The following is a 23,176-nucleotide window of genomic DNA, read 5'->3' on the forward strand; positions in this document are numbered from 1 at the left end:
AACAGGGCTATTTCCTCTGCGAAACCAGCGAGAAATAAGCGCCCTGCGGATCGACGCAATTGACGATCCAGCTTTCGCCGGGAACCTCCATCGGGCCGTTGACGACCTGGCCGCCACCGGTGCTGACGCGGGTGATGGCGTCATCGATACCGTCCACATTGAAATAATAACCCCAATGGCAGACGGGGACCTGCGGCATGCGTTTCATCATGCCGCCGACAGCCCTGCCCTTATGGGCGAAGATGCGGTACGGGCCCATGTCGCCCATGTCGAAATCATGGTCCTTGGTCCAGCCGAACACATCGCCATAAAAGGCCATGGCCTCATCGACATTCTCGGTAAAGAGCTCATGCCAGCCGACATGGCCCTGCTTTTCCTGCATATCCTCGGGGAAACCGCCGGTTTCCATCGGCAGCGGCGTCATGATGCAGAGCACCGCACCGAAGGGATCTGCGACCACGGCGAAGCGGCCGATTTCGGGAATATCCTGCGGCGGACGCCTGACCGCGCCGCCCTTTTCAGCGAATTGTTTCGCCGTGGCGTCCACATCGTCGACATCGACATAGGCGGTCCAGTTCGGGGGAATGCCCTGGCCCTTGTGCTCGTCGGTCAGCTCCATGACGCCGCCCATGCCCTTGCCATCGGCCTCCAGCACCAGATAGGGCATTTCCGGCGAGCCGAAATCCTTGGTCTGCCAGCCGACGACATGACCATAAAAGCGGGCTGCCGCTTCCATGTCGGGCGTCATCAGCTCGACCCAGATGAATTTTCCATGTGTATCGGACATTGTCGTCTCCTATGGAGGGTTTGGCGGGTGTGTTTCGGCAAGCGACCGCCGCAGGATGCGGCGGCGCCGGTGGTCTTCGGATGAATTTTCGCAGGGCCTCAGGCCTTGCGGCGGAATTCCGATGTCATGAAGGTCTTGAATGTGCCGTCCGGCTGCCTGACGCTGCCGGAAAAGCTGCGGTGATTGTCGTCATGCAGCACCAGCACGTCGTGATAGGTATCGGTGCGGCCGGAACCGTCGAAGGCCGGGCCTTCCGCTTCCAGCGTCAGGGTCTTGCCGTCCTCTTCCAGCCAGCCCTTGTAGACCCAGAGATTGGTCATCATCGACCCTACCCAGGTGCCGACGAAATTGCCCTTGGCCGGGTCGAAACCGACCGTGATCACAGCCGTCATATCCGTGCCGTCAGGCATCTTGCCGGTGCCGTTGCCGATGATCCACAAGCCACCGACGGAGCGGACGGTCTCGGTGAATTGCTGCGACGGGTCGTCGGCATCGTAGCCCTCATGGCCGGAACTGGAGGTCATGACCCAGTCTCCGACGATCCTCTTGAGGAACTCATGTTCCTTCTGCGGCTTGGCGATTTCCATTTCCATTGTTGTTTCCTCCTCGTCCGTCCGTTTTCAGTGGCAGCAGGCTGCCGCCTTCGGCGCGTCCTCATACTGGTCGTGGCGGCGCACCCAATCCATTACCTCCTCTTCGTTACGGCCTTTTGGCACCAGATCGAGCAGCATCAGCGTGCCGAGCGTCTGTTCCGCGCCGCGGGCGTAAGTGGAATAGGTGTGGTAGATCTTGCCGTCGTCGCCCCTGGCGAAAACGCTGATACCGTGCAGGTCCTTCAGGTCGCCATAGGGCGCCATGTCACGGTAATTGTAGGTGATTTCACCTTTGGCCATGTCCTCGTCGCGGAACGAGGCCTGATAATCGTAGTTGAAATCGCTGCCTTCGGCCGAAACCCAGGGGAATTTCCAGCCCATGCGGTTCCTGTAACTTTCGATCTTCTCAAGCGGCGCGCGCGAAACCGCAACGAAACCCGCATCGCCATGCTTGAGGTGGATCAGCGCGCCGTCGACATGATCGGCAAAGAAGGAGCAACCGACGCAGCCCTCCTCCCAGTCCGGCGCCAGCATGAAGTGATAGACGATGAGCTGGCTGCAGGTGCCGAACAGTTCCTTCAGCGATTTGGGGCCGGAAGGGGCATCGAAGATATAATCCTTCGTCACCTCTTCCCAGGGCAGCGCACGCCGGGCCTCGTTCAGCCTGTCACGGGCGCGGGTCAGTTCCTTTTCCTTCACCAGCAGATCGCGGCGGGCCGCAAGCCACTCTTCATTCGAAACGACGGGATGGGGCATGATCTTTCCTCCTTGGATCCGTCTTGCACCACGGCGCCGCCCCGCTTTCGGGACACCGCGCCTGTTCTTGCATGAAAACTAATAAATCGTCAGCCGGACATCGAGTTCCGCTTGACTAATTAGGTTGATATCAACATATTTAGCGCATGTCAAACGCCAGTGTGCTTCCTTTTTCGACAACTCTTTTCGTGCGGGACGCCTGCCTCTGTCTGCATGCACAGCGCGCCGCCCGCGCTTTGGCGCGGCTGTTCGACACTGCGCTGAAGCCGGTCGGGATCAACAATGGACAATTTTCGCTGCTGATGTCGCTCAACCGGCCGGAGCCGCCGCCGATGGGACCGGTCGCCAATCTTCTGGCCATGGACCGCACGACGCTGACGGCGGCGCTGAAGCCGCTGGAGCGGCGCGGGCTGGTCAGCATCGAGCAGGACCCGAAGGACAAGCGCGGCAAGCGGCTGCGGCTGACGGCGGACGGCATGGCCGTGCTCGCCGCCGCCTTCCCCATCTGGGAACAGACCCATGCCGAAATCGAAGCCCGCATCGGCAGCGGCGACCCCGACCGGCTGCGCCGTGACCTTGTCGACCTCGGCTGACAGGATTGACGGCATGGCGCCACTTTTGTCGGCGACAATGTCATCCGGCCGTCGTGCCGGGGAGCGAAACTACGAAGAAAGCGCAATCAAGGAGGAATGATCATGCGTGCAATCGTTTTTGTAAAAGCCACCAAAAGCAGCGAAGACGGCGTCATGCCCACGACCGAGCTGATCGAGGCGATGGGAAAATTCAACGAGGAACTGGTCAATGCCGGCATCATGCAATCCGGCGACGGCCTGCATCCCTCCTCCAAGGGCAAGAGGGTTGTGTTCGACGGCGACAGCCGCACGGTGATCGACGGCCCCTTCCCGCACACCAACGAGCTGGTCGCCGGCTTCTGGATCTGGACTGTGAAGGACATGGACGAGGCCGTGGCCTGGGTGAAACGCTGCCCGAACCCGATGCTGGAGCGCAGCGAAATCGAAATCCGCCCGATGTTCGAAATGGAAGACTTCGGCGACGCCGTAACGCCGGAAATCGCCGCGCATGTCGAAGAACTGCGCGCGCGTGTCGCGAAGCAATAAAGGCCGCTCAGCCGAGCGCCGGATTAAAACGGGAGAGTGCGGGCTTGCCGCATTCTCCCCCACCGCCTGCCATTGCAAAAGCCGTTGCCTCGAACAACCGCCGCTGTTAATGGTGAAGCGGTTCAACCCGTTTCAAGAAAGGAGGCTTCGCATGGATATTTCCTGCTTCTGGCGCAATCGTCAGCTCTGCCACCTTTTTGCCCTGCGGACACGTTTGCAGGGCTGACCGGAACACCAACACTCTGGTTTGCCCAAAAGGCCGCGCAGAATGCAGCTTGTCTGCCGTTGCGCATGTTTTCACGACGGATCACCCCGAACCGAAACCCCGTACTGCCTGCGGCAGACCACGGTTCGTCGCGGGTCCGTCTTGCCAGAGACGACTTCATGACCATCATCACGCTTCGAAACCTCGGAATCATTCTGGGCAAGCCGCTTTTTTCCAGTCTCAGCCTCACGGTGAATGCGGGAGACCGCATCGGCATCGTCGCCGCCAATGGCTGCGGCAAATCCACCCTTCTCCATTGCCTTTCCGGTGACATGGAGCCCACCAGCGGCGATATCACCCGGCTGCGCGGACTGACGCAGTCCATCGTCCACCAGCATCTACCCTTGCCGCTCATGGAACGGACGATGCGGGACGCCGTGCTTTCCGCCCTGCCGGCGGATACGATCGACAGCGAGAGCTGGCGCGCCGACATTATTTTCGACGCCATGCTGGTGCCGGAGCCGTTCCGCGAGCGCCGCCTGAAAGAATTGAGCGGTGGCTGGCAGAGGCTTGCCATGCTGGCGCGGGCTTGGATCACCGGGCCGGATGTGCTGCTGCTCGACGAGCCGACCAACCATCTCGACCTCGAAAAGATCAATGTGCTGGAAAACTGGCTCGGTGAATTGCCGCGCGATACGGCTGTCATCATCGTCAGCCATGACCGCGCCTTTCTCGACAATGTTACCAGGAGCACGCTGTTCCTGCGGCCGGAAAATTCAGCGCTGTTCCGGTTGCCCTATGGCCACGCACGGGCGGTGCTGGAAGAAGAGGATGCCGCCGATGAGCGGCGTTTCCAGCGCGACATGAAAACCGCCCAGCAATTGCGCCGGCAGGCCGCCAAACTCAACAATATCGGCATCAATTCCGGCAGCGATCTTCTGACCGTCAAGACCAAGCAATTGCGTGAGCGGGCGGAAAAGATCGAGGAAAAGGCCCGGCCCGCCCATATCGAGCGATCCGCCGGCAAGATCCAGCTCGCCAATCGCGGCACCCATGCCAGGGTTCTGGTCACTCTGGAAGACGCGCCGGTCTCGACGCCGGACGGAACAGTGCTGTTTCGCACCGGCCGGCAATTTGTCCGTCAGGGGGACCGCATCGTCATTCTCGGCCGCAACGGCGTCGGCAAAACGCGGCTGATGTCGCTTCTGCAGGCGGCCGTATCGGGCGCAGGCCAGATACAGGACGGCATCAAGGCCACGCCCTCGCTGGTGGCCGGATATGTCGACCAGTCGCTCGCCGAAATCGATGACGACAGCACGCCCGTTTCGCTGCTATCCCGCCGCTTCGATATTGGCGACCAGCGCATCCATGGTCTGCTCGCGGGCGCAGGCATCGACATGGAAATGCAGAAACGCCGCATCGCCGCGCTTTCCGGCGGGCAGAAGGCGCGGCTTGCGATGCTGGCGCTGCGGTTGGCGGAGCCGAATTTCTATCTGCTGGACGAGCCCACCAACCATCTGGATATTGAGGGGCAGGAAGCGCTGGAGACGGAAATCATCAGCCGCGAAGCCAGCTGCGTGTTCGTCTCGCATGACAGGAGTTTCGTGCGGGCTGTCGGAACCCGCTTCTGGCTGATCGACAAGCGCAGGCTGGTGGAAGTCGATGATCCGGAAGGGTTTTTCGCCTCGGCCTGATGGTCTTGAAAAGCACACGCCCGTCAGCCCAAAAGGCTGGCGAGGCGTGGATCGCCGGCGAAATCCAAAACCGCAAAACCCGTTCTGCGCATCGGAAATTCGCAGAGCGCCTGCACTCCCGTTTTCGACAGGTGGATACGCCAGCTCATCCGCTCCACCGATGTCTTCGCGGCAAAAGCCTTCGGCGACAGAACCGCGATGTTGAGGCCGCCGGCGGGGTCGCGTACCGAGCGATAGAGGATAGCCTCGATCTTCGCCAGACGCGCCTGATCGGCCAGCGCCTGGCACGGCTCGTAATTCTGTAGATCGGTCCACAGGCGAGCATCCCGGCTCAGTTCCGGTTTCGTCAGGTTGAGCGCCGCATCGGTAGCGATACGGGCGGCGAAGGCGGAATAGTCGGCGGGATTGGCAGGCAGCGGCGTGCCCGGCGATTCGGCATAGAACAGCAGCCGGTAAAAGGCCATTTCGGCGAGCGCCGTCTCCACCTTCTGGGCGGCGTAATAAACGCCCTCGGTATAGCCCGCGCGGCGGAAGCGCGAACCGTGCGGATAGGCGGCTCCATACCGGAAGGGCGTGGCGAGAAGATAATCGAAACCGGCGCATTCCGGCGGAAACGGCCGCTTGCTCGTCTCCAGAATATCTTCCAGCAGCGATTGCTCCTCCACCGTATCCACCAGTTTCATGGTGGAGACCTGATGCTGCGCCTCCACCAGCCGCCAGTATTTTCCCGATACGGCGCGTTTTTCAGACAGGAGCGCGGCGGGCGTCCAGATAGGAGAGGACATCGATCAATCCGGTAATGGTGGTCAGTTTGTCGGCAGGCACGGCGTTCAGCGCAACATTGTGATTGCGCAGCCAGTTTTTCGCCACGGCCTCATCGCCGCCGGCAATCGCATCCAGCGAGCGGAAAACTCGGATCAACAGCACCGCAAGCTCGAAGGATTTGGCGCCCGGCTCCAGCAGGAAATCGAGCCGTTTCATGCGCGACACGGTGGGGGCGGAAACGCCGAGAATATCGGCCGTGCGCGCGGCATTCAGGCCCAACCGCTCGGCGGCGGCGATAACGGCCTTGGTGACGACCCTGCCCTGCGAGGCGGGATCCATGGCGCTCCTGGCGTGAATATTCATGGCGCATATCCTTTCCTTGGAAAGAATATAGCATTTTTCTTTCTGAAAACAAGAAGGCCGGGATGAACCCGGCCCCGTTGTTCAGATAGCTTAGTCACGCAAACTGGATCAGGCCACCGAGACCGGCACTTCCGTAGAGGTGCGCATGGCGTGGCTGTACGGGCAGACGATGTGAGCGGCGGCGACCAGCTTTTCGGCGACTTCGCGCTCGACGCCCGGAATATTGGCCTTCAGCGATACTTCGATGCCGAAACCGCCGCCATCTTCGCGCGGGCCGATGCCGACGGTTGCCGTCACAGTCGTGTCTTCAGGAATCTTTACCTTTTCCTTGCCGGCAACGAATTTCAGCGCGCCCAGGAAGCAGGCGGAATAACCGGCTGCGAAAAGCTGTTCCGGATTGGTGCCACGGGCGCCATCGCCGCCCAGTTCCTTCGGAACGGTCAGCGTCACGTCGAGAACGCCGTCTTCAGACTTGGCGTTGCCGGCGCGGCCACCGGTGGCGGATGCTTTGGTCGTGTAGAGAATGGGCATGGCATTTACTCCTTCGGGTTGGTGTTGAGCTCTTATAGCGAACAATTGAATTGTGCGCAATATAATTTTGCACGTTGAATAAGAAATCGTTTTTTGCGATAATTTTCACGAAATTTCGCCGCGCATCCATGCGGCAGGAACCGAAAGCGGGGGCTGATTGTTCCCTCCCCGGTTGATTTTGGAGCAGGAAAATGGACGCAGAGGGCGACGAGAAGAAGATGGAAAGCCTGTTGAGGCTGGACCAACAAATATGTTTTGCCCTTTATGGCGCGGCACACGCCTTCACGCGCGCCTATAAGCCGCTGCTCGACCCGATCGGGCTGACCTACCCGCAATATCTCGTCATGATGGCGCTATGGGAAAAAGAGACATCCACCGTCAAGGCGCTCGGCGAAATGCTGGGCCTCGATTCGGGCACGCTGTCGCCGTTGCTGAAAAGGCTCGAACATGCGGGGCTGATTACCCGCAAGCGCGGCACGGTCGATGAGCGGCAGGTGCTGGTGGCTCTGACGCCGAAGGGCGCGAACCTCAAAAAAGAGGGCGTGAAGATCATGGCGGCAATCGGCAGCGCCACCGGCTGCGGGCTGGAAGAGCTGGTGCAGATTCGCGACCGGGTGAATGCGCTGAAGGACAATCTCAGCCGTCAGTGATCTCGAAAAAAACAGGGCGCAACATTTCCACGTCATGCCGGACTGGATCCGGCATCCAGCCATGGCGCGTCTGCGCCGTGAAAGAGTCTTTTGCGATCAAGGACTTGATCGCGCTGGACCCCGGATCAGGTCCGGGGTGACGGTGTGCGGATGAGACATTTTCGCCCATCGTTTCGCCACCGGGAGCAATACCAGGCGGCCCCAGAGGCCGCCTTCTTATGCAAGGGAAGTCCGGCTTACTGCCAGACCACCACACGCGCCTTCTGCGGCACGCGGTCGTAAAGATCGATGACGTCCTGGTTCATCAGGCGCACACAGCCGGAAGAGACGGCCTTGCCGATGGAGTTCCATTCCGGGGAGCCGTGCAGACGGTAGAGCGTGTCCTTGCCGTTCTGGAAGATATAAAGGGCGCGGGCGCCGAGCGGGTTCTTCAGGCCCGGCGGCATGCCGCCGTTCTTGGAGGAATATTTGACCAGTTCCGGCTGGCGGGCGACCATTTCGTCCGGCGGGGTCCATTTCGGCCACTTCTGACGCCACTGGATGACGCCCTCGCCCGACCAGGCGAAACCTTCGCGGCCGATGCCGACGCCATAACGCATGGCGCTGCCGCCCTGCTCCACCACATAAAGGAAGCGCGAGCGCGTATCCACAACCACGGTGCCGGGACGTTCGCCGGTCGGGTCGACAACCCGCTGGCGGTAATAACGGCGGTCGATTTTCTGATAGGGGACGGCGGGAATGACGTAACCGCCATCCTCAACCGAGCCGTACATGACGGCCAGTTCCGCATCGCTGACGCCCGGCGAGAACATCTGCCGGAAATCGCTGCCGATGGCGCTCGCCTGCTGGCGAATGGCGTCTCCCGTGCCCGACGAGGCGCAGCCTGCGAGAAGCGAAGCGGAGGAGATGCCGAGAAGGGAAAGGAAGGTGCGTCTGGAAAGATCTGTGTCGGTGCTTGTCATAAGGCCGGTTTGTCCCACATTTCGAACGGCTATATCGCCGTTGTACGTCATTTGTTCCGTTTCATGCGTATTGCGAAAATAGTTAACCGACCGCTAAAAGCCAGTCACAAGGCGCTGGCGGAATGGGTCCAATATCTCTTTCTTTTAGAACGTGTTCAGATAACCACAATCTGCGCCCCTTGCGGCACACGCTCGTAGAGATCGATCACATCCTGATTGAGCATGCGCACGCAGCCGGAGGACGTCGCCTTGCCGACGGATTGCCAGTCCGGCGTGCCATGCACGCGGTAAAGCGTGTCCTTGCCATCCTTGAAGATATAAAGCGCACGCGCGCCGAGCGGGTTGTTGAGACCGGGCGTCATGCCGCCATTGGCGGCGGAGATGGAGGCGAGCTCCGGCTGGCGCTTGACCATTTCATCGGGCGGCGTCCAGCGCGGCCATTTCGCCTTCCACTGGATCTTGCCACGGCCCGACCAGGCATAACCGTCGCGCCCCAGCCCAACGCCGTAACGGATCGCCTTGCCGCCGGATTGCACGAGATAGAGAAAATGCTGTCTGGTATCGACGATAATCGTGCCGGGGGCTTCCGCCGTCTGGTAGCTCACTTCCTGCCTCAGATAACGCGGATCGATGCGGCCATAGGGAATGGCCGGCAGCGAGCGGTCCTCATCGCGGATCGGGCCATACATGACCCGGTGCAGCGGATTGGAGACAGGCAGGCCATAGGCCATCGTCTGGCCCTGCGGCTGCTGCGCGTTAGAACCCTGCACCTGCGGGGCTTGCAGCCCCTGCCCGCGCACCGGCGGACCGTATTCCTGATGGAAGCGGGTTCTGAACAGATCCGGCGGGCGCGTCGAAAGCTGGCCCGGCTGCGGCGGCAGTTCCGGCTGGCGATTGGAGCTGACGGAGTTGAAATTGAATACCGGCGCCGTTTCCCTGACGAAAACATCCGGGTCCATCCGGGTCGTATCCGTCACGAAAAGGCAGCCGCTCATGAGAGGCAGCAGGGCAAGCCCCGCCAGAGAGGCCGCCCGGCGACCGTTTTTCAAAAGGAGTGCTATCATCTGAACCGCTTCATGGAATCCAATCTGCCGGCATGATGAACCGTGCGGCTGGCGCGAGGCTGGCGTCGGTTTTTCAAAAAAAATCGAAAAACCGCATTTTTGCTCTTGAAGCTCTAGTTGCTAGAGGTGCCAGATTGGCTGTCGACTGGAATTCAGGAGCGGAAACCATGAATATTTCGACAGGCATAAACATCAAGGGCAAAGACGGGGAGCCACTGACCTTCTCCGTTGGCGGCATGGATTGCGGCAGCTGCGCGGCGAAAATCGAAACCGCGCTTTCCCGCCTGCCGGGCGTTGCCGACGTCAAGGTTTCCGTTGCACGCGAAAGGCTGAACCTTTCGCTGGCCGAAAGCAAAACCTCGGTCGAAAAAATCGAAGACACGCTGCGCAAACTCGGTTTCAAACCCGCTTTGCTGCCACAGGAAAAAGTCTCCCGCGCAAAAGTCGAAGCGGATCATCACGGCCACGGTCATGATGACCACGATCATTCGTCCTGCGGCGGCCACCATGCCGATACCGGAGCGAGCGCCGACAGCAGCAATGCGCTGACCTTTTCGGTCGGCGGCATGGATTGCGGCAGCTGCGCCGCCAAGATCGAGACCGCGCTTTCCCGCCTGCCCGGCGTTGCCGACGTCAAGGTTTCCGTTGCGCGCGAAAGGCTGAACCTCTCGCTTGCCGAGAGCAAAACCCCGGTCGAAAAAATCGAGGACACGCTGCGCAAACTCGGTTTCAAGCCGGCCCTGCTGCCGCAGGAAAAGACCGCGCGAGAAAAGGCCGCAGATCACAATCACGACCATGATCACGGGTCATGCGGCGGCCATCACCACGACCATGATCATTCAGATCACGACCATTCGGGGCATGACCATTCCGCACACGATCACGCCTCCTGCGACGGGCATGACCATAGTGACCACGACCACTCTAAACATGACCACTCCAAACATGATCATTCCGGCCACGACCACGCCAAACATTCGCATGGCCCCGCACCCGTGGCTGCAGCCCAGAGCGCGGAAGTGGGGCACGCCCATGGCGCGGATGAAAAAGGCGCGTGGTGGCGCACCGCAAAGGCGCGCAACACCTTCACCGGCACCGTTCTCGTCGCCATCGCCTATGGAGCGGAACTGAGCTTCCCGGCATGGGGCGGTTACGCCTTCATCATCGCCACGCTGGTCACGCTGTTCCCGATCGCGAAGAACGCCTTCAACGCCGCCCGTTTCGGCGCGGTCTTCACCATCGAAATGCTGATGACGATTGCCGCCATCGGCGCGATCATCATCGGCGAGGCGGAAGAGGCGGCCATCGTCGTGTTGCTTTTCTCCATCGGCGAATTGCTGGAAGGTTTCGCGGCTGCCCGCGCCCGCTCGGGCATCAAGGCGCTCGGTTCGCTCCTGCCGAAAACGGCTCTGGTGGAAGAAAACGGCGCGCTGCGGCAGGTCGCCGCCGATCAGGTGCGCATCGGCCAGGTGGTCGTGGCGCGTCCCGGTGACCGTATCGCCGCCGATGGCGTTGTCATGGAAGGCCAGTCGAGCGTCGATGAATCGCCGATGACCGGCGAGAGCATTCCCGTCGCCAAGGAAAAAGGCGCGCGCGTCTTTGCCGGCTCGATCAACCACGACGGCTCGCTGCGCATCCGCGTCGACCGGGCGCCGGAAGACAACACCATTGCCCGCATCATCACGCTCGTCGAGGAAGCGCAGGATGCGCGTGCGCCGACCGAGCGTTTCATCCAGAGCTTCTCGCGTTATTACATGCCGCTGATCGTGGCGATCTCGGTGCTCACCATCATCGTGCCGCCGCTTGTCGGCCTCGGCGACTGGGATACGTGGATTTATCGCGGTCTCGCCCTGCTGCTGATCGGTTGCCCCTGCGCGCTGGTCATTTCGGTTCCCGCCGCCATCGCCTCCAGCCTTTCGGCAGCGGCACGCCATGGCATGCTGGTGAAGGGCGGCGCGGTCATCGAAATGCTGGCGCGCACCGAAACCGTCGCCTTCGACAAGACCGGCACGCTGACGCTCGGCGAACCTGTCGTGACCGACGTGGTGGCGCTGGACGGCAACGAGGCCGAGCTGATTGCGCAGGCCGCAACAATCGAGCACGAATCGAGCCATCCGCTCGCCCGCGCCATCGTCAATCATGCCGAAAAGCTGGGCGTGAAGCCCCTGCCCGGCTCCAACATCAAGGCGATTTCCGGTCGCGGCATGCAGGGCAATGTCGGCGGGAAAGACCTGTTCATCGGCGCACCGCGCTTTGCAACGGAAGTCGGCACCCTCTCGAAGGAACTGGCCGACCGTATTTCCGCGCTGGAAAGCGAAGGCAAGACGGTGGCGGTCGTGATGACCGGCGGCGCGGCAAGCGGCCTCTTCGCCATGCGCGATGAGCCGCGCAAGGATGCGGCCGAAGGCGTGAAAGCGCTGAAGGAAATGGGCATTTCCTCGCTGATGCTGTCGGGTGACAATGCCCGCACGGCGCGCGCCATCGGCAACAAGCTGGGCCTTGAGGCGCGCGGTGAACTCTTGCCGCAGAACAAGGTCGAGGAAATCCGCAAGCTTGCCGAAAAGAAGACCGTGGTGATGGTGGGCGATGGCATCAACGATGCGCCGGCCCTTGCGGCGGCCAGCGTCGGCGTCGCCATCGGTTCGGGCACTGACGTGGCGATGGAAGCTGCGGACGCCGCGCTGATGCGCAACAATGTCGGCGACGCCGCCCGCCTGATCGGCCTGTCGCGCGCCACCATGAGCAATATCCGCCAGAACGTGACCATCGCGCTCGGCCTGAAGGCGGTCTTCCTTGTCACCACCGTCACCGGCGTTTCGGGCCTGTGGCTCGCCGTCTTCGCCGATACCGGCGCGACGGTTCTGGTGACCGCCAACGCCATGCGGCTGCTCGGCTATTTCAACCGCAACAAGGGCTGACATTCCATTCGCATGCAAGACGGCCGGGTCTCGTCAATCGAGGCCCGGCCGTCTCATTTACGGCATATTGACAAACTAATTGCGTCCAATAAATACCGCGTACCGCCGTTTCCACGTGCGTGACAATCGATTCCACGCGCAGGAGCGCTGAACTTGGCAAAGCATGGCTATAACCGCATCGCGTACCGCGCGATCAAGATCGGTGGAAACATCGCCAAGGTCATCTTTTCCATCGATTTGTTCATCCGGCCCGGCAGAAGAAAAACGCTTCCGCAATATCAGCCAGCCAGACGCAGCCCGAAATCGAAAAAGGCCATTCCCCGCATCATCTGGCAGACGAATTACTCCAACCGGGTAACGACGCCGATCTATGCGAATTTCCTGTTCAACCGTTGGCTGACGCCGGAATTCGAATATCGCTACCATGATGACGAGGCGTGCCAGACCTATATCGACCGGCATTTTCCCGGACGTTACGCCGACGCCTTCCGTCGCCTGCAGGTGGGCGCCGCCAAGGCGGATTTCTGGCGTATTCTGGTGCTGTTGCAGGAAGGCGGCATCTATCTCGATATCGATTCCAATTTTGCGGCCCGCCCTGAGGATGTGATCGGCTCGCAGGAAGAGGCCGTTTTCATCGCCATGAAAAGCGGCGAGATCACGAATTACTTCATGGCCTCCAGGCCCGGCCACCCGGCGCTCAGGCTGATGGCCGACCGTATTTCCCAGAATATCGAAGATGGAACGCTCGCCAGCGTCTATGACATGACCGGCCCGACGGTGGTGCATGCCGTCGTCAAGGAGCTCGGCCTGCCGGTCCGCAATTACCGCGAAATGTGCACCCAGGGGCAGTTCACCAACAAGCGCGCCCAATATGCCGACAAAAAAGACGGCGCATGGTGGGCGGAGCAGGCCAAGACGTCCATCGTCAAGAACTAGGGCGTCTCCGGCAAACGTGCGAAGCGGTTTTACCGGACGTGCTCCTGAACCTCAGACGTTCCTAGACAGCGGCACAGTTCGCATTTCAGACGAAGGCGTTGAAAAGGCGGATGCTTTCCTCGACCGCATGCGGCACCACGCCGTTATGGGTGCCGGGCAACAGCTTCCTGTCGACCTTGAAGCCGGATGTCAGGGCGCGATCCACGAAAAGCTGGTGATCGGCATCGAAAGGCCGTTCCTCCGTACCACGTAGAAGCAGCGCCGGACATTTGAGGCTGGGGCCGAAACAGACGGAGGAGCGCATGATGAATTCGCGCTCGTCGGTCTCGTCGAAACAGATCTCGTCGCTATAGCGGTTGAAATAACGCCAGGAATTGACGCCGGCGGAGATGGGTGCTGCGGCGCGGAACCTGCGGCTCATGGCGGCCAGAAGCGTCAGCGTGCCGCCATTGGAATGGCCGGCGATGAAGAAGCGGTTTCTGTCGATACCGGGAAGGTTTTCCAGATAGGTGGCCGCCGCCAGCGCATCCGCCGTTTCGTCGTAGAAACCGGAATAATTGCCGCTCTGGCCGTTTTCACCACGGAAGGACGGCAGAAGCACGACATAGCCCGCTTCCCAATAGGGCTTCATCAGCGCCCAATGGCCGTCTCCGGTGGCGTTGCCGCCATGAAGAAAAAGTACGGCGGGCTTCAACGTTTTTGACGGCTGGTAATGGGAGAGCCAAGCGACAAGTTCGATGGAGCCATCCGGCCCGCCGGGATAGGTGACCCGTTCCGCCCCGGGCGGCGTGCCGAGCGCCGAGGATTTTTCCGGCGCAGCCATTTTTCGCAAGAGATGGGTGTGGAACCGTTTGCGTGCCTCCGCATAATCCTGCCGCTCCAGCGGCAACACCTCGGGCGCGGCAATGCCCGCTTTCGCACGGGGTGGTAAAAATGCGGCCGCCGACAGCCCCATGGCGCCGGCCAGAAGGCTTCGCCGGGTCAGGCCCGGCAAGACGGTGCCGCTCTCTTCCTGTCCGAAGGCTGAGGAAAGAAAGCGTTTGTCTGCCATATGGTCACCTGAAGGGATGGTTGTAACAGCAGTTCAACACTGCGGCGGGAGGCTGTCCAATCACGGATTCGCGAATGACAACAATGTATTCGCAGCCATCATGGCAATTTCTGGACAGCGTCTTCCCCGTTTCCGTGCCTGCCACGAAGGATGAGGGGTGGCCAAGGCATCCTACACTTCCACGCCATCGATCATCGCCACCAGCGTCGAAAGCCTGTCCGCCTCCGCCGGCAGCTTGTCGGCACGCAGCCGCGCAATGCGCGGGAAGCGCATGGCGACGCCGGATTTGTGGCGAGTGGAACGGTTGATGCCCTCGAAGGCCACCTCCAGCACGAAGCCGAAATCCGGCGTGGCGCGCACCGCCCGCACCGGGCCGAAACGCTCGACCGTGTTGTCGCGCACGAATTTGTCCAGCACCTCCAGCTCCGCATCGGTGAAGCCGAAATAGGCCTTTCCGACGGGCACGAGCTGTTCGCCATCCTCGCCTTCCGCCCAGACGCCGAAGGTGAAATCGGAATAATAGCTAGAGCGCTTGCCGTGGCCGCGCTGCGCATACATCATCACGGCGTCGATATTATAGGGATCGCGTTTCCACTTGAACCATGGCCCCTTGGCGCGGCCAGCCTGATAGGCGCTGTCGCGGCGCTTGATCATCACACCCTCGATCACCGGATCGGGAGGGGCGGCGCGCAGCGTGTCGAGTTCCTGCCAGCTGGAAAACTCGATCAGCGGCGAGAGGTCGAAACGGTCATGCGGTGCGTGCTCGATGATATCCGACAGGCGGCCGCGGCGCTCCATGTAGCTTTCGGCGCGAATATCGCTCTCTCCATCGAACAGCAGGTCATAGGCGCGAATGAAGGCGGGATAATCATCCAGCATCTTCGCTGTCACCGTCTTGCGGTTCAGCCGCTGCTGCAGGTCGGAGAAGGTGCGGGTGAGATTGTTGGAGCGCGCTGTGCCGCCAATCAGCAATTCGCCATCCATCACGCCTTCGAAATCGATCGCCTCCAGAACATCGGGAAAGGCGCCGGAAATATCGTCGCCGGAACGGGAATAGAGTTTTCGCGTGGCGCCGGAGCGGGACAATTGCACGCGAATGCCGTCCCATTTCCATTCGGCGGCGTAATCGGCCGGGTCCAGCGCATCGAGGTCGCCATCGGAAACCGGCGTCGCCAGCATCACCGAATGGAAGATGGCGGGTGTGGCCAGTACCGGACGATCGGACTTGCCCTCCAGCCAGGCGAAAAGCGGCGTATAGGGCGGCGTCAGCCCGTGCCAGAGGGTCTCGATTTCGGTGATGTCTTTCCCGGCGAAATCGGCCAGCGCCTGCCGTGCCAGCCGCGCCGAAACGCCGATGCGCAGGCTGCCGGTGGCGAGTTTGAGAAAAGCGAAACGCGAGGATGTATCGAGCCGGTCGAGAAGATCGCGCACCGCGCCGCGCACCTCCGTGCGGCCGAGTGAATTCATCAGTGTCACGACGTCGCCGAGGCGCGGGTCCTGCGCCTCGGAATCATCCGCGCCGCCGATATTGCCCCAGACCAGCGAAATGGTTTCGGCCAGATCGCCGACATAATCATAGGAATAGCGGAACAGAACCTCATCCATCCGCTCCAAGACCAATTCGCGCAGCAGGGCCGGTTTGACGCTTTTGAGGTCCAGCGTGCCGGCAATCGCCGCCAGCCCGTAACCCCGGTCGGGATCGGGCGTATCGCGAAAATAATCGGTCAGCAGCTTCAGTTTGCCGTTGCGCGAAGGGGTGAGAACGAGGCGGTCGAGCAGCGTGGCGAAGGCTTTCATCTCAATCCCCCTCATCCTCGTAACCGACAAGATGCAGCGGCTTGGCGGCAATGCCCTGTAACTCGCACCAGCGCACCAACGCCTCCTCACGGCCATGGGTGACCCAGACGGCCTGCGGCGAGATTTCCTTGATCGTCTCCAGCAGTTCCGGCCAGTCGCAATGGTCTGATATGACGAGCGGCAGTTCAACTCCGCCCTGCTTTGCCCTCTGCCGCACCATCATCCAGCCGGACGCGAAAGCGATGAGCGGTTCATTGAAGCGTCGCGCCCAGCGTTCCTGAAAAGCCGAGGGTGGACCGACGACGATGGCGCCCTTGAAGGCGGAAGGATCGCTTTTTTCAAGTGTTGCCGGGCGCAGATCGCCGAGATCGATGCCCTGCGAGACGTAATAATCGCAAAGCCGCGCCAGCGCGCCGTGAATATAAATGGGATCGGAATAACCGTTGTCCCGCAAAAGCCGGATGACGCGCTGCGCCTTGCCCAGCGAATAGGCGCCGACAAGGTGCGTCCGCTCGGGAAACTGTTTGATGGAGGTGAGCAGCTTGCCGATTTCCACGCGCGGCAACGGATGGTGAAACACCGGCAGGCCGAAGGTGGCCTCGGTGATGAAGACATCGCAGGGAACGATCTCGAAGGGTGCGCAGGTGGGGTCGACGCCGCGCTTGTAATCGCCGGACGCGACGATGCGCAGGCCGTTCATTTCCACCGAGATTTGCGCCGAACCCAGCACATGACCGGCGGGATGGAAACCGGCGGTGACGCCGTTCACCTCCACCGTCTCGCCGAATGCCACCGCCTGCTCGCTGCCGCAGAAATCCTCACCGTAACGGATACGCATGATATCCAGCGTCTGGCGCGTGGCCAGTACCGCGCCATGGCCGGCGCGGGCGTGATCGGAATGGCCATGGGTGATGAGCGCCCGCGCCACCGGGCGCACGGGATCGATATAAAAATCGCCCGCCGGGCAATAAAGGCCCTTGGGCGTGGAATTCAGGAGCTGTTCCGGCTTCATATTCATTGAGATAGGGCCGCCCGCGCGAATGTAAAGTGCTGCGAGCATAACGCGGAACGGGCGTTAAATTTCCAGTGGGGGTGTTTTTGTTTTACGGGACCATAGTGGTGAGACACATTGCACGGCCCCTACTTTCCCTCATTCCTGTGCTCGTCACAGGAATCCAGCCAACGCGCGTCCGCGCGGTGGGAAGAGTCTTTTCAGCCCAAGGACTTGGGCCGGCTGGATCCCTGTGACAAGCACAGGGATGAGGGTATGGTGAGTAACGTGAACAAGGTGCGTCAATCCCATCGCACCGTCTTAGGTGACAGCTCTTACTCCCCCGCCCCTTCGGCCGGCTTTGCCTGCACCGCCGCCGGCAGTCGCACCGGTTTCAGCATCAGCGCCGCCGCAAGGCCGATGGCGGCGGTTGCGGCTGCGGCGAAGAAGAGCGGCGTAAACGCATCCGAATAGAGCGAGGCGACGGCGGCCTGCGAGGCGGCGGGAAGTTCGGAGAGGATTTTAGGCGTCAGTTCCTCGATCTTGCCGACGCCGGGAATGTCGACCGCCACGCCCTTCAGGCTCGATGACACGATGGCGCCATAGACCGAAATGGCAATGGCAGCGCCACCCATGCGGGTCAGGGTCACCGCGCCGCTCGCCGCACCGATATCCGCCTTGGGCGCGGAATTCTGCACGCCGATGATCGGCGCCTGCTGGCCGAGGCCGACCGCAAAGCCTTGTGCCAACATGAGGACCGCAATAACCCAAAGCGGCGTTCCTGCATGCATCTGCGTGAAGAGCAGCATGGCGATGACGTTGATGGAGAGGCCCGCCACCGAGAAGGGCTTGTAGAGGCCGGTAATCGAAATCAGCCGTCCCGCCGAAAGCGAGCCCATGACGATGCCGCCGGTAACGGCGATGAAGAACAGGCCGGCATGGGAGGGTGAAAGCCCGGTCGTGGTCTGCAGGAACAGGGCATAATAATTGACCATGCCGATACCGATGCCGCCGCTGGTCAGCGACACGATCATCAACAGCGGAAAGGTGCTGTCCTTGAAGAGACGCAGCGGCACGACCGGTTCCGGCGCGCGGCGTTCCACCTGCACCCAGAGAAAGGCGGCGATGACGGCGAAAGCAATGATGCCGAGGCTGGGGGCTGCGATGAGCGAGCCGAACAATTCGCTGCTGTCGGCCCAGAAGACCACGCTGGCAATGGTGGCCGCCAAGAGCACCGCGCCGAGATAATCGATCTTCGGCTGGCGGGCCGGACGACGGTACGGCAGCATCAGCGCCAGCCCTGCAATCACGATAATACCGAGTGGCAGGTTGATGAGGAAGATCGACCGCCAGCCGAACAGGTCGCTCATCGTGCCGCCGAGGATCGGGCCGACGCTGCCCGACGCCATGATGGTGAGGCTGGAATAGCTCTGGTAGCGGGCGCGTTCGCGCGGTTCGAACAGATCCGCATTGACGGAAAAGATCGAGACCATGATGCCGCCGCCGCCAAGCCCCTGCAACACGCGGGCGGCAATCAGCGAATCCATCGACCATGCCAGACCGCAGGCGAGCGAGCCGAGCGTGAAGATGACGACCGCCGCGATCATCACATATTTGCGGCCGAACAGATCGCCGAGCTTGCCGTAGACAGGCATGACGGCGCTAGTCGCCAGAAGATAGGCCGAGCCGATCCAGCCGAAACGCTCCAGCGCGCCGAACTCGCCGACGATGGTGGGCAATGCTGTCGATACGATCTGGTTATCGAGGGTCGCCATGAACATGGCCAGCATCAGGAACAGAAAGACGATGAGCCTGCGCCGATGATCCGACACAAGCGGCGCCACGGGGGCGGTGGACATATCCATGAAAAATCTCGTTGGCTTCCGGCGGTTTTGCTGCGACAATTTGTGTGCTATCAGCATATATATGTCAATGGCAAGCTTTTGACATCTGTGCTAATGCCGCTAAATGTGATCGGAAAACAGCATCGAAAGGGACGATGAAGCGTGGCGACTGAGGAAAACTGGAACGAGGATCTGCCCGAGGACATCAAGCGGATCGGCAATACGATGACGCGTATGCGCATCATGATCGGCCGCCGCATCATCGGCCGCATGGCGCTTGCCAAGCTCGCTCCGGGTCTCGAACTTTCCCATATCGACGTTCTCGATATTCTGCGCCGGGCGGAAGGCGATGTCACCGTGGGTGCGATTGCCGAGGGCATGCGCATCGACCCTTCCCGCGGCAGCCGGGTGGTGGCGGATATGGTGGGGCGCGGCCTGCTGAAACGCGGCGTTTCCCAGAAGGACGGCCGCCGCAGCATTGTCGAGATCACGCCGCTCGGCACCAGTCTTTTGCAGGAAATGCGCCGGACCAAGATGAGCGTCATCGAGGATGTGATGGATGGATGGCCGGCGGAGGATGTGGAAACATTCGCCCGCCTGTTCGAACGCTTTATCGACCGTTTCGAAAATCGTCTGTCGCCGGATACGGACTTCTTCACGGATCAGAAAAAATCATAGCTGCCCCGGCGATCTGCAACTTCACTTTAAAACGACGAAACCGTAACGTGCCGTGGATCGAACTGGTCAAGGGGTAATTTCGATGTTGACGATCTACGGTGTCTACCGTTCCCGTGCCACGCGCACGCTGTGGCTTGCGGGTGAACTGGGCATAGAATTCAAGCATGTGCCCGTGATACAGGCCCGCCGCCTTGCCGATCCGCTGGCTGCGGATGCGCCGCTCAACACGCTGTCTCCCGCATTTCTCGCCGTCAACCCGATGGGCACCATTCCCTGCATCGAGGATGACGGCATGGTGCTTTACGAATCCATGGCCATCAATCTCTACCTTGCCCGCAAATATGGCGGACCGCTCGCCCCCATCGACCTGAAGGAAGATGCGGCGATGCTGCAATGGTCCTTCTTTGCCGCCACCGAAATCGAGACCAATTCGCTGAAGATTTCCTCCGCCATCGCCGAAGGCCTTTCGGAAAGCGATAGCGGCAAGGCCGTGATCGATGTCGCCGCCCGGCTGCTGAAGCGCCCCTTCCGGGTGCTGGAGCAGCATCTTTCCAGCCACGACTATCTGGTGGGCGACCGTTTCACCGTCGCCGATCTCAACGCGGCGGAAATCGTTCGTTACGCGCAGGGCCACAAGCCGCTGTTCGATGCCCATCCGGCGCTGAAAGCCTGGCTGGATCGCTGCCAGGCCCGCACAGCGTTCAAGACCATGTGGGATACGCGTGCGGCCGAGGCGGCCTGAGCGGGAGAGCCCTTTACCCCTCCGTCATGCCGGACCTGATCCGGCATCCAGCCAGCCCAAGTCCTTGGGCTGAAAGTGCTCTTCTCGCCGCGCAGACGCGCGTCGGCTGGATTCCGGCTCAGGGCCGGAATGACGGAAATACTGAGCCCCTCAGCCCCTCTCGCCCGCCAGCGCCCGCTGCACCGCCGGGCGGTCGTTCATGCGGCGGAAGTGGTCGTGCACTTTCGGGAAGCGGGCAATATCCACCCCATCGCTTTCCAGCCAGCCGGACATGACGAAAAGATAGGGATCGGCAACCGAATAGGCCGTGCCCAAAACCCATGGGCCGTGCAGCATGCCGTGCTCGATCAGTTCGAAGCACTCGCCCATGGTCTGCGGCACCTTGGCTTTCATATCGGCCAGCGAACTATCCTCATTCGCCCAGCGGCTGCCGCGTCGGCCATGCGCGTGGGCGACATGCACGGTGGAAGAAATGAAGGCGTTGAAGGACTGCATCAGCGCGAATTCGAATGGATCGTCGAGCGGCGCGAGCTTCTTTTCCGGCGCCATCTGGGCGATGAAGGCGAGGATGGCGGGCGTCTCCGTCAGCACGCCGCTTGCCGTGGCCAATGCGGGCACGCGACCCTTCGGATTGATCTTTAAAAATGCCTCGGAGCGTTGCTCGCCCTCCGCGAAATTGACGCGATGAGCCTTGTAAGGCAGGCCGGATTCCTCAAGCACGATATGGCTGGCGCGGGAGCAGGAACCGGGGGAGAAAAACAGTGTGAACATGGATATGCGACCTCCAGAGCAATGAAGCGCCCGTTTCTTCCTCATGCGGACGCCGCCCTTCGGCGGCCATGGGATGGCCGTCACACGCAGGGCACGTCATCATCGTGCCCGCAACCGGCCGCGTCAAAGGTTATTTAAAGCCCGACGACTCTGACATCGCCGACATGGATGCCGTTCCAGTTGCGCATCTGCCGGTTCGCCATGCCGCTCAAAGCCTGCTGCTCGGCGCTGCCTTCATCGAAATAGCGCGCAAGCAATGCCGAGACCATGGCTTCCGCCGCCCGCGTCGTGCCGTCTTCGCATTTCACCGCCATGGCAATGCCCTTTTCCGGCAGGGCGGCGACGAAGACGCCCTCCGCGCCGGTCTTTGCGAAGATTTTTCCCGGCGCGATCTGCATCAGTTTCGTGCAGGCGCGGCCGGTACCCGCCACGTAAAAGGGCTCCGCCATGCAGGCCTTCACGAGACGGCGCAAGGCTTTCGCACGGCCCGGTTCCAGCCCCCTGCCCGTCGCCATTTTCGCGAAACCATGCGCCAGCCCTTTGAGCGGTACGGCATAGGTGGGGATGGAGCAGCCATCCACGCCGCAATTGTCCTGACCGAGAGCAGCACCCGTCAGGCTTGCCATCGTGGCGCGGATTTCCTGCTGCAGCGGGTGATCGTAACCGACATAGCCCTTGGGGTCAGTGCCGGTGTGGCAGCAGGCGCAGATGAAACCGGAATGTTTGCCGGAGCAATTATTGTGAAGCGCCGTCGGCTTTTCCAGCGTGCGGGCCTGATGGATGATGGTTTTCTGGTCGGAAGACCAGTGCGCGCCGCATTCCAGCGTATCGGCATCCCTGCCCGCCTTCGCCAGCATCGAAGCGGCGAGCTCCACATGCGCGTCCTCGCCGGAATGGGAGGAACAGGCAAGCGCCAGTTCGCGGTTGCCGAAGCCGTAGGCATCCGCAGCGCCGCTTTCCACCAGCGGCAGCGCCTGCATGGCCTTGCAGGCGGAACGCGGGAAGATGCCGCGCTCGATATCGCCCGCCGAAAACAGCACGCCGCCATCGCCATCCACCACCACGGCAAGGCCCTGATGGCGGCTTTCCACGAGGTTGCCGCGGGTGACTTCGACGGTAACGGAATTGTTCATTTTCGCAGCCTCAAAAAATTCTGATTTCATGTGGTTGATACCGCAATTGATTTTTCGATGCACGGGGCTGTTCGTGAAATTTGCAAAACGTCTGCTGCTGGCGATTGCCGTTATCTATCTGCTTCCCGCGCTGGCATCGGCCGGGCTGTGGGCCATGAAAGACCATCCGCGCGGCTGGAACGCCGCAAGATGGTCGTCCTCCGGCATGCTGCCGGCGGCGTCCAGCAACGCCGAAGCCGCCGTTTACATCTTTTCCGCCATGACCGGCGGCTTCAAGGGCTCCGTCGCCAGCCACGCCTGGGTCGTGCTGAAAAAGCCGGGTGCCGCGAGCTATGACCGTTATGACAAGGTGGGCTGGGGCACGCCGATCCGCCACAATGGTTATGCGGCGGATGCCTACTGGTATTCCAACATGCCGCGCCAGGTGGTGGCCATTCACGGTGCAGAGGCGGAAAAGCTGATCCCCAAGATAGAAAAGGCGATTGCCGACTATCCCTATGGCAAGCCGGGCGGCTATCGCATCTATCCCGGCCCCAACTCCAACACGTTCGTCGCGCATGTGCTGCGCAGCGTGCCCGAGCTCGGCGTCGTGCTGCCGCCGGACGCGGTCGGCCGCGACTATCTGCCGGACGGCGCATTCTACCACATCGCCGACGACTGGAAGGATGCGAGCGTTTCGCTCGGCGGCCTGTTCGGCATTTCGGCCGGTGCGCGCAGCGGCTTCGAGATCAATTTCCTCGGACTTGTCGCCGGCATCGATTTCAGCCGGCCCGGCGTGAAGATACCGGGGCTCGGTTATTTCGGGGTGGCGGGCATCAGGGCTTGAG

General features: G+C 61.3%; 23 protein-coding genes. 9 read left to right on the forward strand and 14 right to left on the reverse strand.

The window, feature by feature from the left end; genetic code table 11:
• Positions 1-7: 7 nt before the first annotated feature.
• The 3 genes from BTE54_RS00255 to BTE54_RS00265 form a co-directional block, all read right to left on the reverse strand.
• The gene (locus tag BTE54_RS00255) at positions 8-787 is read right to left on the reverse strand and encodes a VOC family protein (RefSeq protein ID WP_078051108.1); all 780 of its coding nucleotides are present in this window, start codon (positions 785-787) and stop codon (positions 8-10) included.
• Positions 788-885: 98 nt separating this feature from the next.
• A complete protein-coding gene (locus BTE54_RS00260) occupies positions 886-1,380 on the reverse strand; it encodes a DUF1579 domain-containing protein (protein ID WP_020813114.1) in 495 nt (164 codons plus the stop codon).
• Between the two features lie 27 nt (positions 1,381-1,407).
• Positions 1,408-2,136: a thioredoxin family protein gene (locus tag BTE54_RS00265; RefSeq protein ID WP_078051109.1), complete on the reverse strand. Its 729-nt coding sequence runs from the start codon at positions 2,134-2,136 to the stop codon at positions 1,408-1,410.
• A 146-nt stretch (positions 2,137-2,282) separates the two neighbouring features.
• Here BTE54_RS00265 and BTE54_RS00270 point away from each other — a divergent pair, with 146 nt between their 5' ends.
• The 3 genes from BTE54_RS00270 to BTE54_RS00280 all read left to right on the forward strand — a co-directional run bounded on the left by BTE54_RS00270 (position 2,283) and on the right by BTE54_RS00280 (position 5,153).
• Positions 2,283-2,729 carry a MarR family transcriptional regulator gene (locus BTE54_RS00270; protein WP_078051110.1) on the forward strand — a complete coding sequence of 149 codons (447 nt, stop codon included), beginning with the start codon at positions 2,283-2,285 and terminating at the stop codon, positions 2,727-2,729.
• Between the two features lie 102 nt (positions 2,730-2,831).
• A complete protein-coding gene (locus BTE54_RS00275) occupies positions 2,832-3,254 on the forward strand; it encodes a YciI family protein (RefSeq protein WP_003522234.1) in 423 nt (140 codons plus the stop codon).
• Positions 3,255-3,638: 384 nt separating this feature from the next.
• Positions 3,639-5,153 carry an ABC-F family ATP-binding cassette domain-containing protein gene (locus tag BTE54_RS00280; RefSeq protein ID WP_078051111.1) on the forward strand — a complete coding sequence of 505 codons (1,515 nt, stop codon included), beginning with the start codon at positions 3,639-3,641 and terminating at the stop codon, positions 5,151-5,153.
• Positions 5,154-5,176: 23 nt separating this feature from the next.
• Here the strand turns inward: BTE54_RS00280 and BTE54_RS00285 are convergent, their stop codons facing one another.
• From BTE54_RS00285 to BTE54_RS00295, 3 genes are all read right to left on the reverse strand, one after another.
• Entirely contained in the window at positions 5,177-5,938 is a 762-nt protein-coding gene (locus BTE54_RS00285) for an RES family NAD+ phosphorylase (protein WP_198939035.1), read from the reverse strand.
• On the reverse strand, positions 5,898-6,281 hold the full coding sequence (locus tag BTE54_RS00290) for an MbcA/ParS/Xre antitoxin family protein (RefSeq protein WP_003522231.1): 384 nt from the start codon (positions 6,279-6,281) through the stop codon (positions 5,898-5,900). The genes BTE54_RS00285 and BTE54_RS00290 overlap by 41 nt, the downstream gene beginning before the upstream one ends.
• A 108-nt stretch (positions 6,282-6,389) precedes the next feature.
• Positions 6,390-6,812 carry an organic hydroperoxide resistance protein gene (locus BTE54_RS00295; protein ID WP_003509379.1) on the reverse strand — a complete coding sequence of 141 codons (423 nt, stop codon included), beginning with the start codon at positions 6,810-6,812 and terminating at the stop codon, positions 6,390-6,392.
• Positions 6,813-7,003: 191 nt separating this feature from the next.
• Between BTE54_RS00295 and BTE54_RS00300 the strand changes: the two genes are divergently transcribed.
• The gene (locus BTE54_RS00300; RefSeq protein WP_078051112.1) at positions 7,004-7,462 is read left to right on the forward strand and encodes a MarR family transcriptional regulator; all 459 of its coding nucleotides are present in this window, start codon (positions 7,004-7,006) and stop codon (positions 7,460-7,462) included.
• Between the two features lie 236 nt (positions 7,463-7,698).
• On the opposite strand, the gene BTE54_RS00310 is transcribed toward BTE54_RS00300, so the two are convergent.
• Both BTE54_RS00310 and BTE54_RS00315 read right to left on the reverse strand, forming a co-directional pair.
• Positions 7,699-8,424, reverse strand: coding sequence for a L,D-transpeptidase (locus tag BTE54_RS00310; RefSeq protein ID WP_065654265.1), 726 nt, complete (start codon positions 8,422-8,424; stop codon positions 7,699-7,701).
• Between the two features lie 155 nt (positions 8,425-8,579).
• The gene (locus tag BTE54_RS00315; RefSeq protein WP_078051114.1) at positions 8,580-9,488 is read right to left on the reverse strand and encodes a L,D-transpeptidase; all 909 of its coding nucleotides are present in this window, start codon (positions 9,486-9,488) and stop codon (positions 8,580-8,582) included.
• 167 nt (positions 9,489-9,655) lie between these two features.
• Between BTE54_RS00315 and BTE54_RS00320 the strand changes: the two genes are divergently transcribed.
• Positions 9,656-12,406: a heavy metal translocating P-type ATPase gene (locus tag BTE54_RS00320; protein ID WP_078051115.1), complete on the forward strand. Its 2,751-nt coding sequence runs from the start codon at positions 9,656-9,658 to the stop codon at positions 12,404-12,406.
• A gap of 153 nt (positions 12,407-12,559) precedes the next feature.
• The gene (locus BTE54_RS00325; RefSeq protein WP_198939036.1) at positions 12,560-13,342 is read left to right on the forward strand and encodes a glycosyltransferase; all 783 of its coding nucleotides are present in this window, start codon (positions 12,560-12,562) and stop codon (positions 13,340-13,342) included.
• A gap of 85 nt (positions 13,343-13,427) precedes the next feature.
• On the opposite strand, the gene BTE54_RS00330 is transcribed toward BTE54_RS00325, so the two are convergent.
• The 4 genes from BTE54_RS00330 to BTE54_RS00345 form a co-directional block, all read right to left on the reverse strand.
• On the reverse strand, positions 13,428-14,393 hold the full coding sequence (locus tag BTE54_RS00330; RefSeq protein WP_078051117.1) for an alpha/beta fold hydrolase: 966 nt from the start codon (positions 14,391-14,393) through the stop codon (positions 13,428-13,430).
• 171 nt (positions 14,394-14,564) lie between these two features.
• On the reverse strand, positions 14,565-16,190 hold the full coding sequence (locus tag BTE54_RS00335; protein ID WP_078051118.1) for a cisplatin damage response ATP-dependent DNA ligase: 1,626 nt from the start codon (positions 16,188-16,190) through the stop codon (positions 14,565-14,567).
• Between the two features lies 1 nt (position 16,191).
• Positions 16,192-17,208 carry a ligase-associated DNA damage response exonuclease gene (locus BTE54_RS00340; protein ID WP_185740704.1) on the reverse strand — a complete coding sequence of 339 codons (1,017 nt, stop codon included), beginning with the start codon at positions 17,206-17,208 and terminating at the stop codon, positions 16,192-16,194.
• A 308-nt stretch (positions 17,209-17,516) separates the two neighbouring features.
• Positions 17,517-19,046 carry an MDR family MFS transporter gene (locus BTE54_RS00345; RefSeq protein ID WP_198939037.1) on the reverse strand — a complete coding sequence of 510 codons (1,530 nt, stop codon included), beginning with the start codon at positions 19,044-19,046 and terminating at the stop codon, positions 17,517-17,519.
• A 141-nt stretch (positions 19,047-19,187) separates the two neighbouring features.
• On the opposite strand from BTE54_RS00345, the gene BTE54_RS00350 reads away from it, so the two are divergent.
• Together BTE54_RS00350 and BTE54_RS00355 are read left to right on the forward strand one after the other, a co-directional pair.
• Positions 19,188-19,703, forward strand: coding sequence for a MarR family transcriptional regulator (locus tag BTE54_RS00350; RefSeq protein ID WP_078051119.1), 516 nt, complete (start codon positions 19,188-19,190; stop codon positions 19,701-19,703).
• An 82-nt stretch (positions 19,704-19,785) separates the two neighbouring features.
• The gene (locus BTE54_RS00355; protein ID WP_078051120.1) at positions 19,786-20,445 is read left to right on the forward strand and encodes a glutathione S-transferase family protein; all 660 of its coding nucleotides are present in this window, start codon (positions 19,786-19,788) and stop codon (positions 20,443-20,445) included.
• A 150-nt stretch (positions 20,446-20,595) separates the two neighbouring features.
• On the opposite strand, the gene BTE54_RS00360 is transcribed toward BTE54_RS00355, so the two are convergent.
• The gene (locus tag BTE54_RS00360) at positions 20,596-21,216 is read right to left on the reverse strand and encodes a glutathione S-transferase family protein (protein ID WP_078051121.1); all 621 of its coding nucleotides are present in this window, start codon (positions 21,214-21,216) and stop codon (positions 20,596-20,598) included.
• Between the two features lie 134 nt (positions 21,217-21,350).
• Positions 21,351-22,349: an asparaginase gene (locus tag BTE54_RS00365; protein ID WP_078051475.1), complete on the reverse strand. Its 999-nt coding sequence runs from the start codon at positions 22,347-22,349 to the stop codon at positions 21,351-21,353.
• Between the two features lie 73 nt (positions 22,350-22,422).
• On the opposite strand from BTE54_RS00365, the gene BTE54_RS00370 reads away from it, so the two are divergent.
• Positions 22,423-23,175: a DUF3750 domain-containing protein gene (locus BTE54_RS00370; RefSeq protein ID WP_198939038.1), complete on the forward strand. Its 753-nt coding sequence runs from the start codon at positions 22,423-22,425 to the stop codon at positions 23,173-23,175.
• Position 23,176: the final 1 nt, after the last annotated feature.

It is taken from the genome of Agrobacterium sp. YIC 4121 (genome assembly GCF_002008205.1).
GTDB lineage: Bacteria > Pseudomonadota > Alphaproteobacteria > Rhizobiales > Rhizobiaceae > Agrobacterium > Agrobacterium leguminum.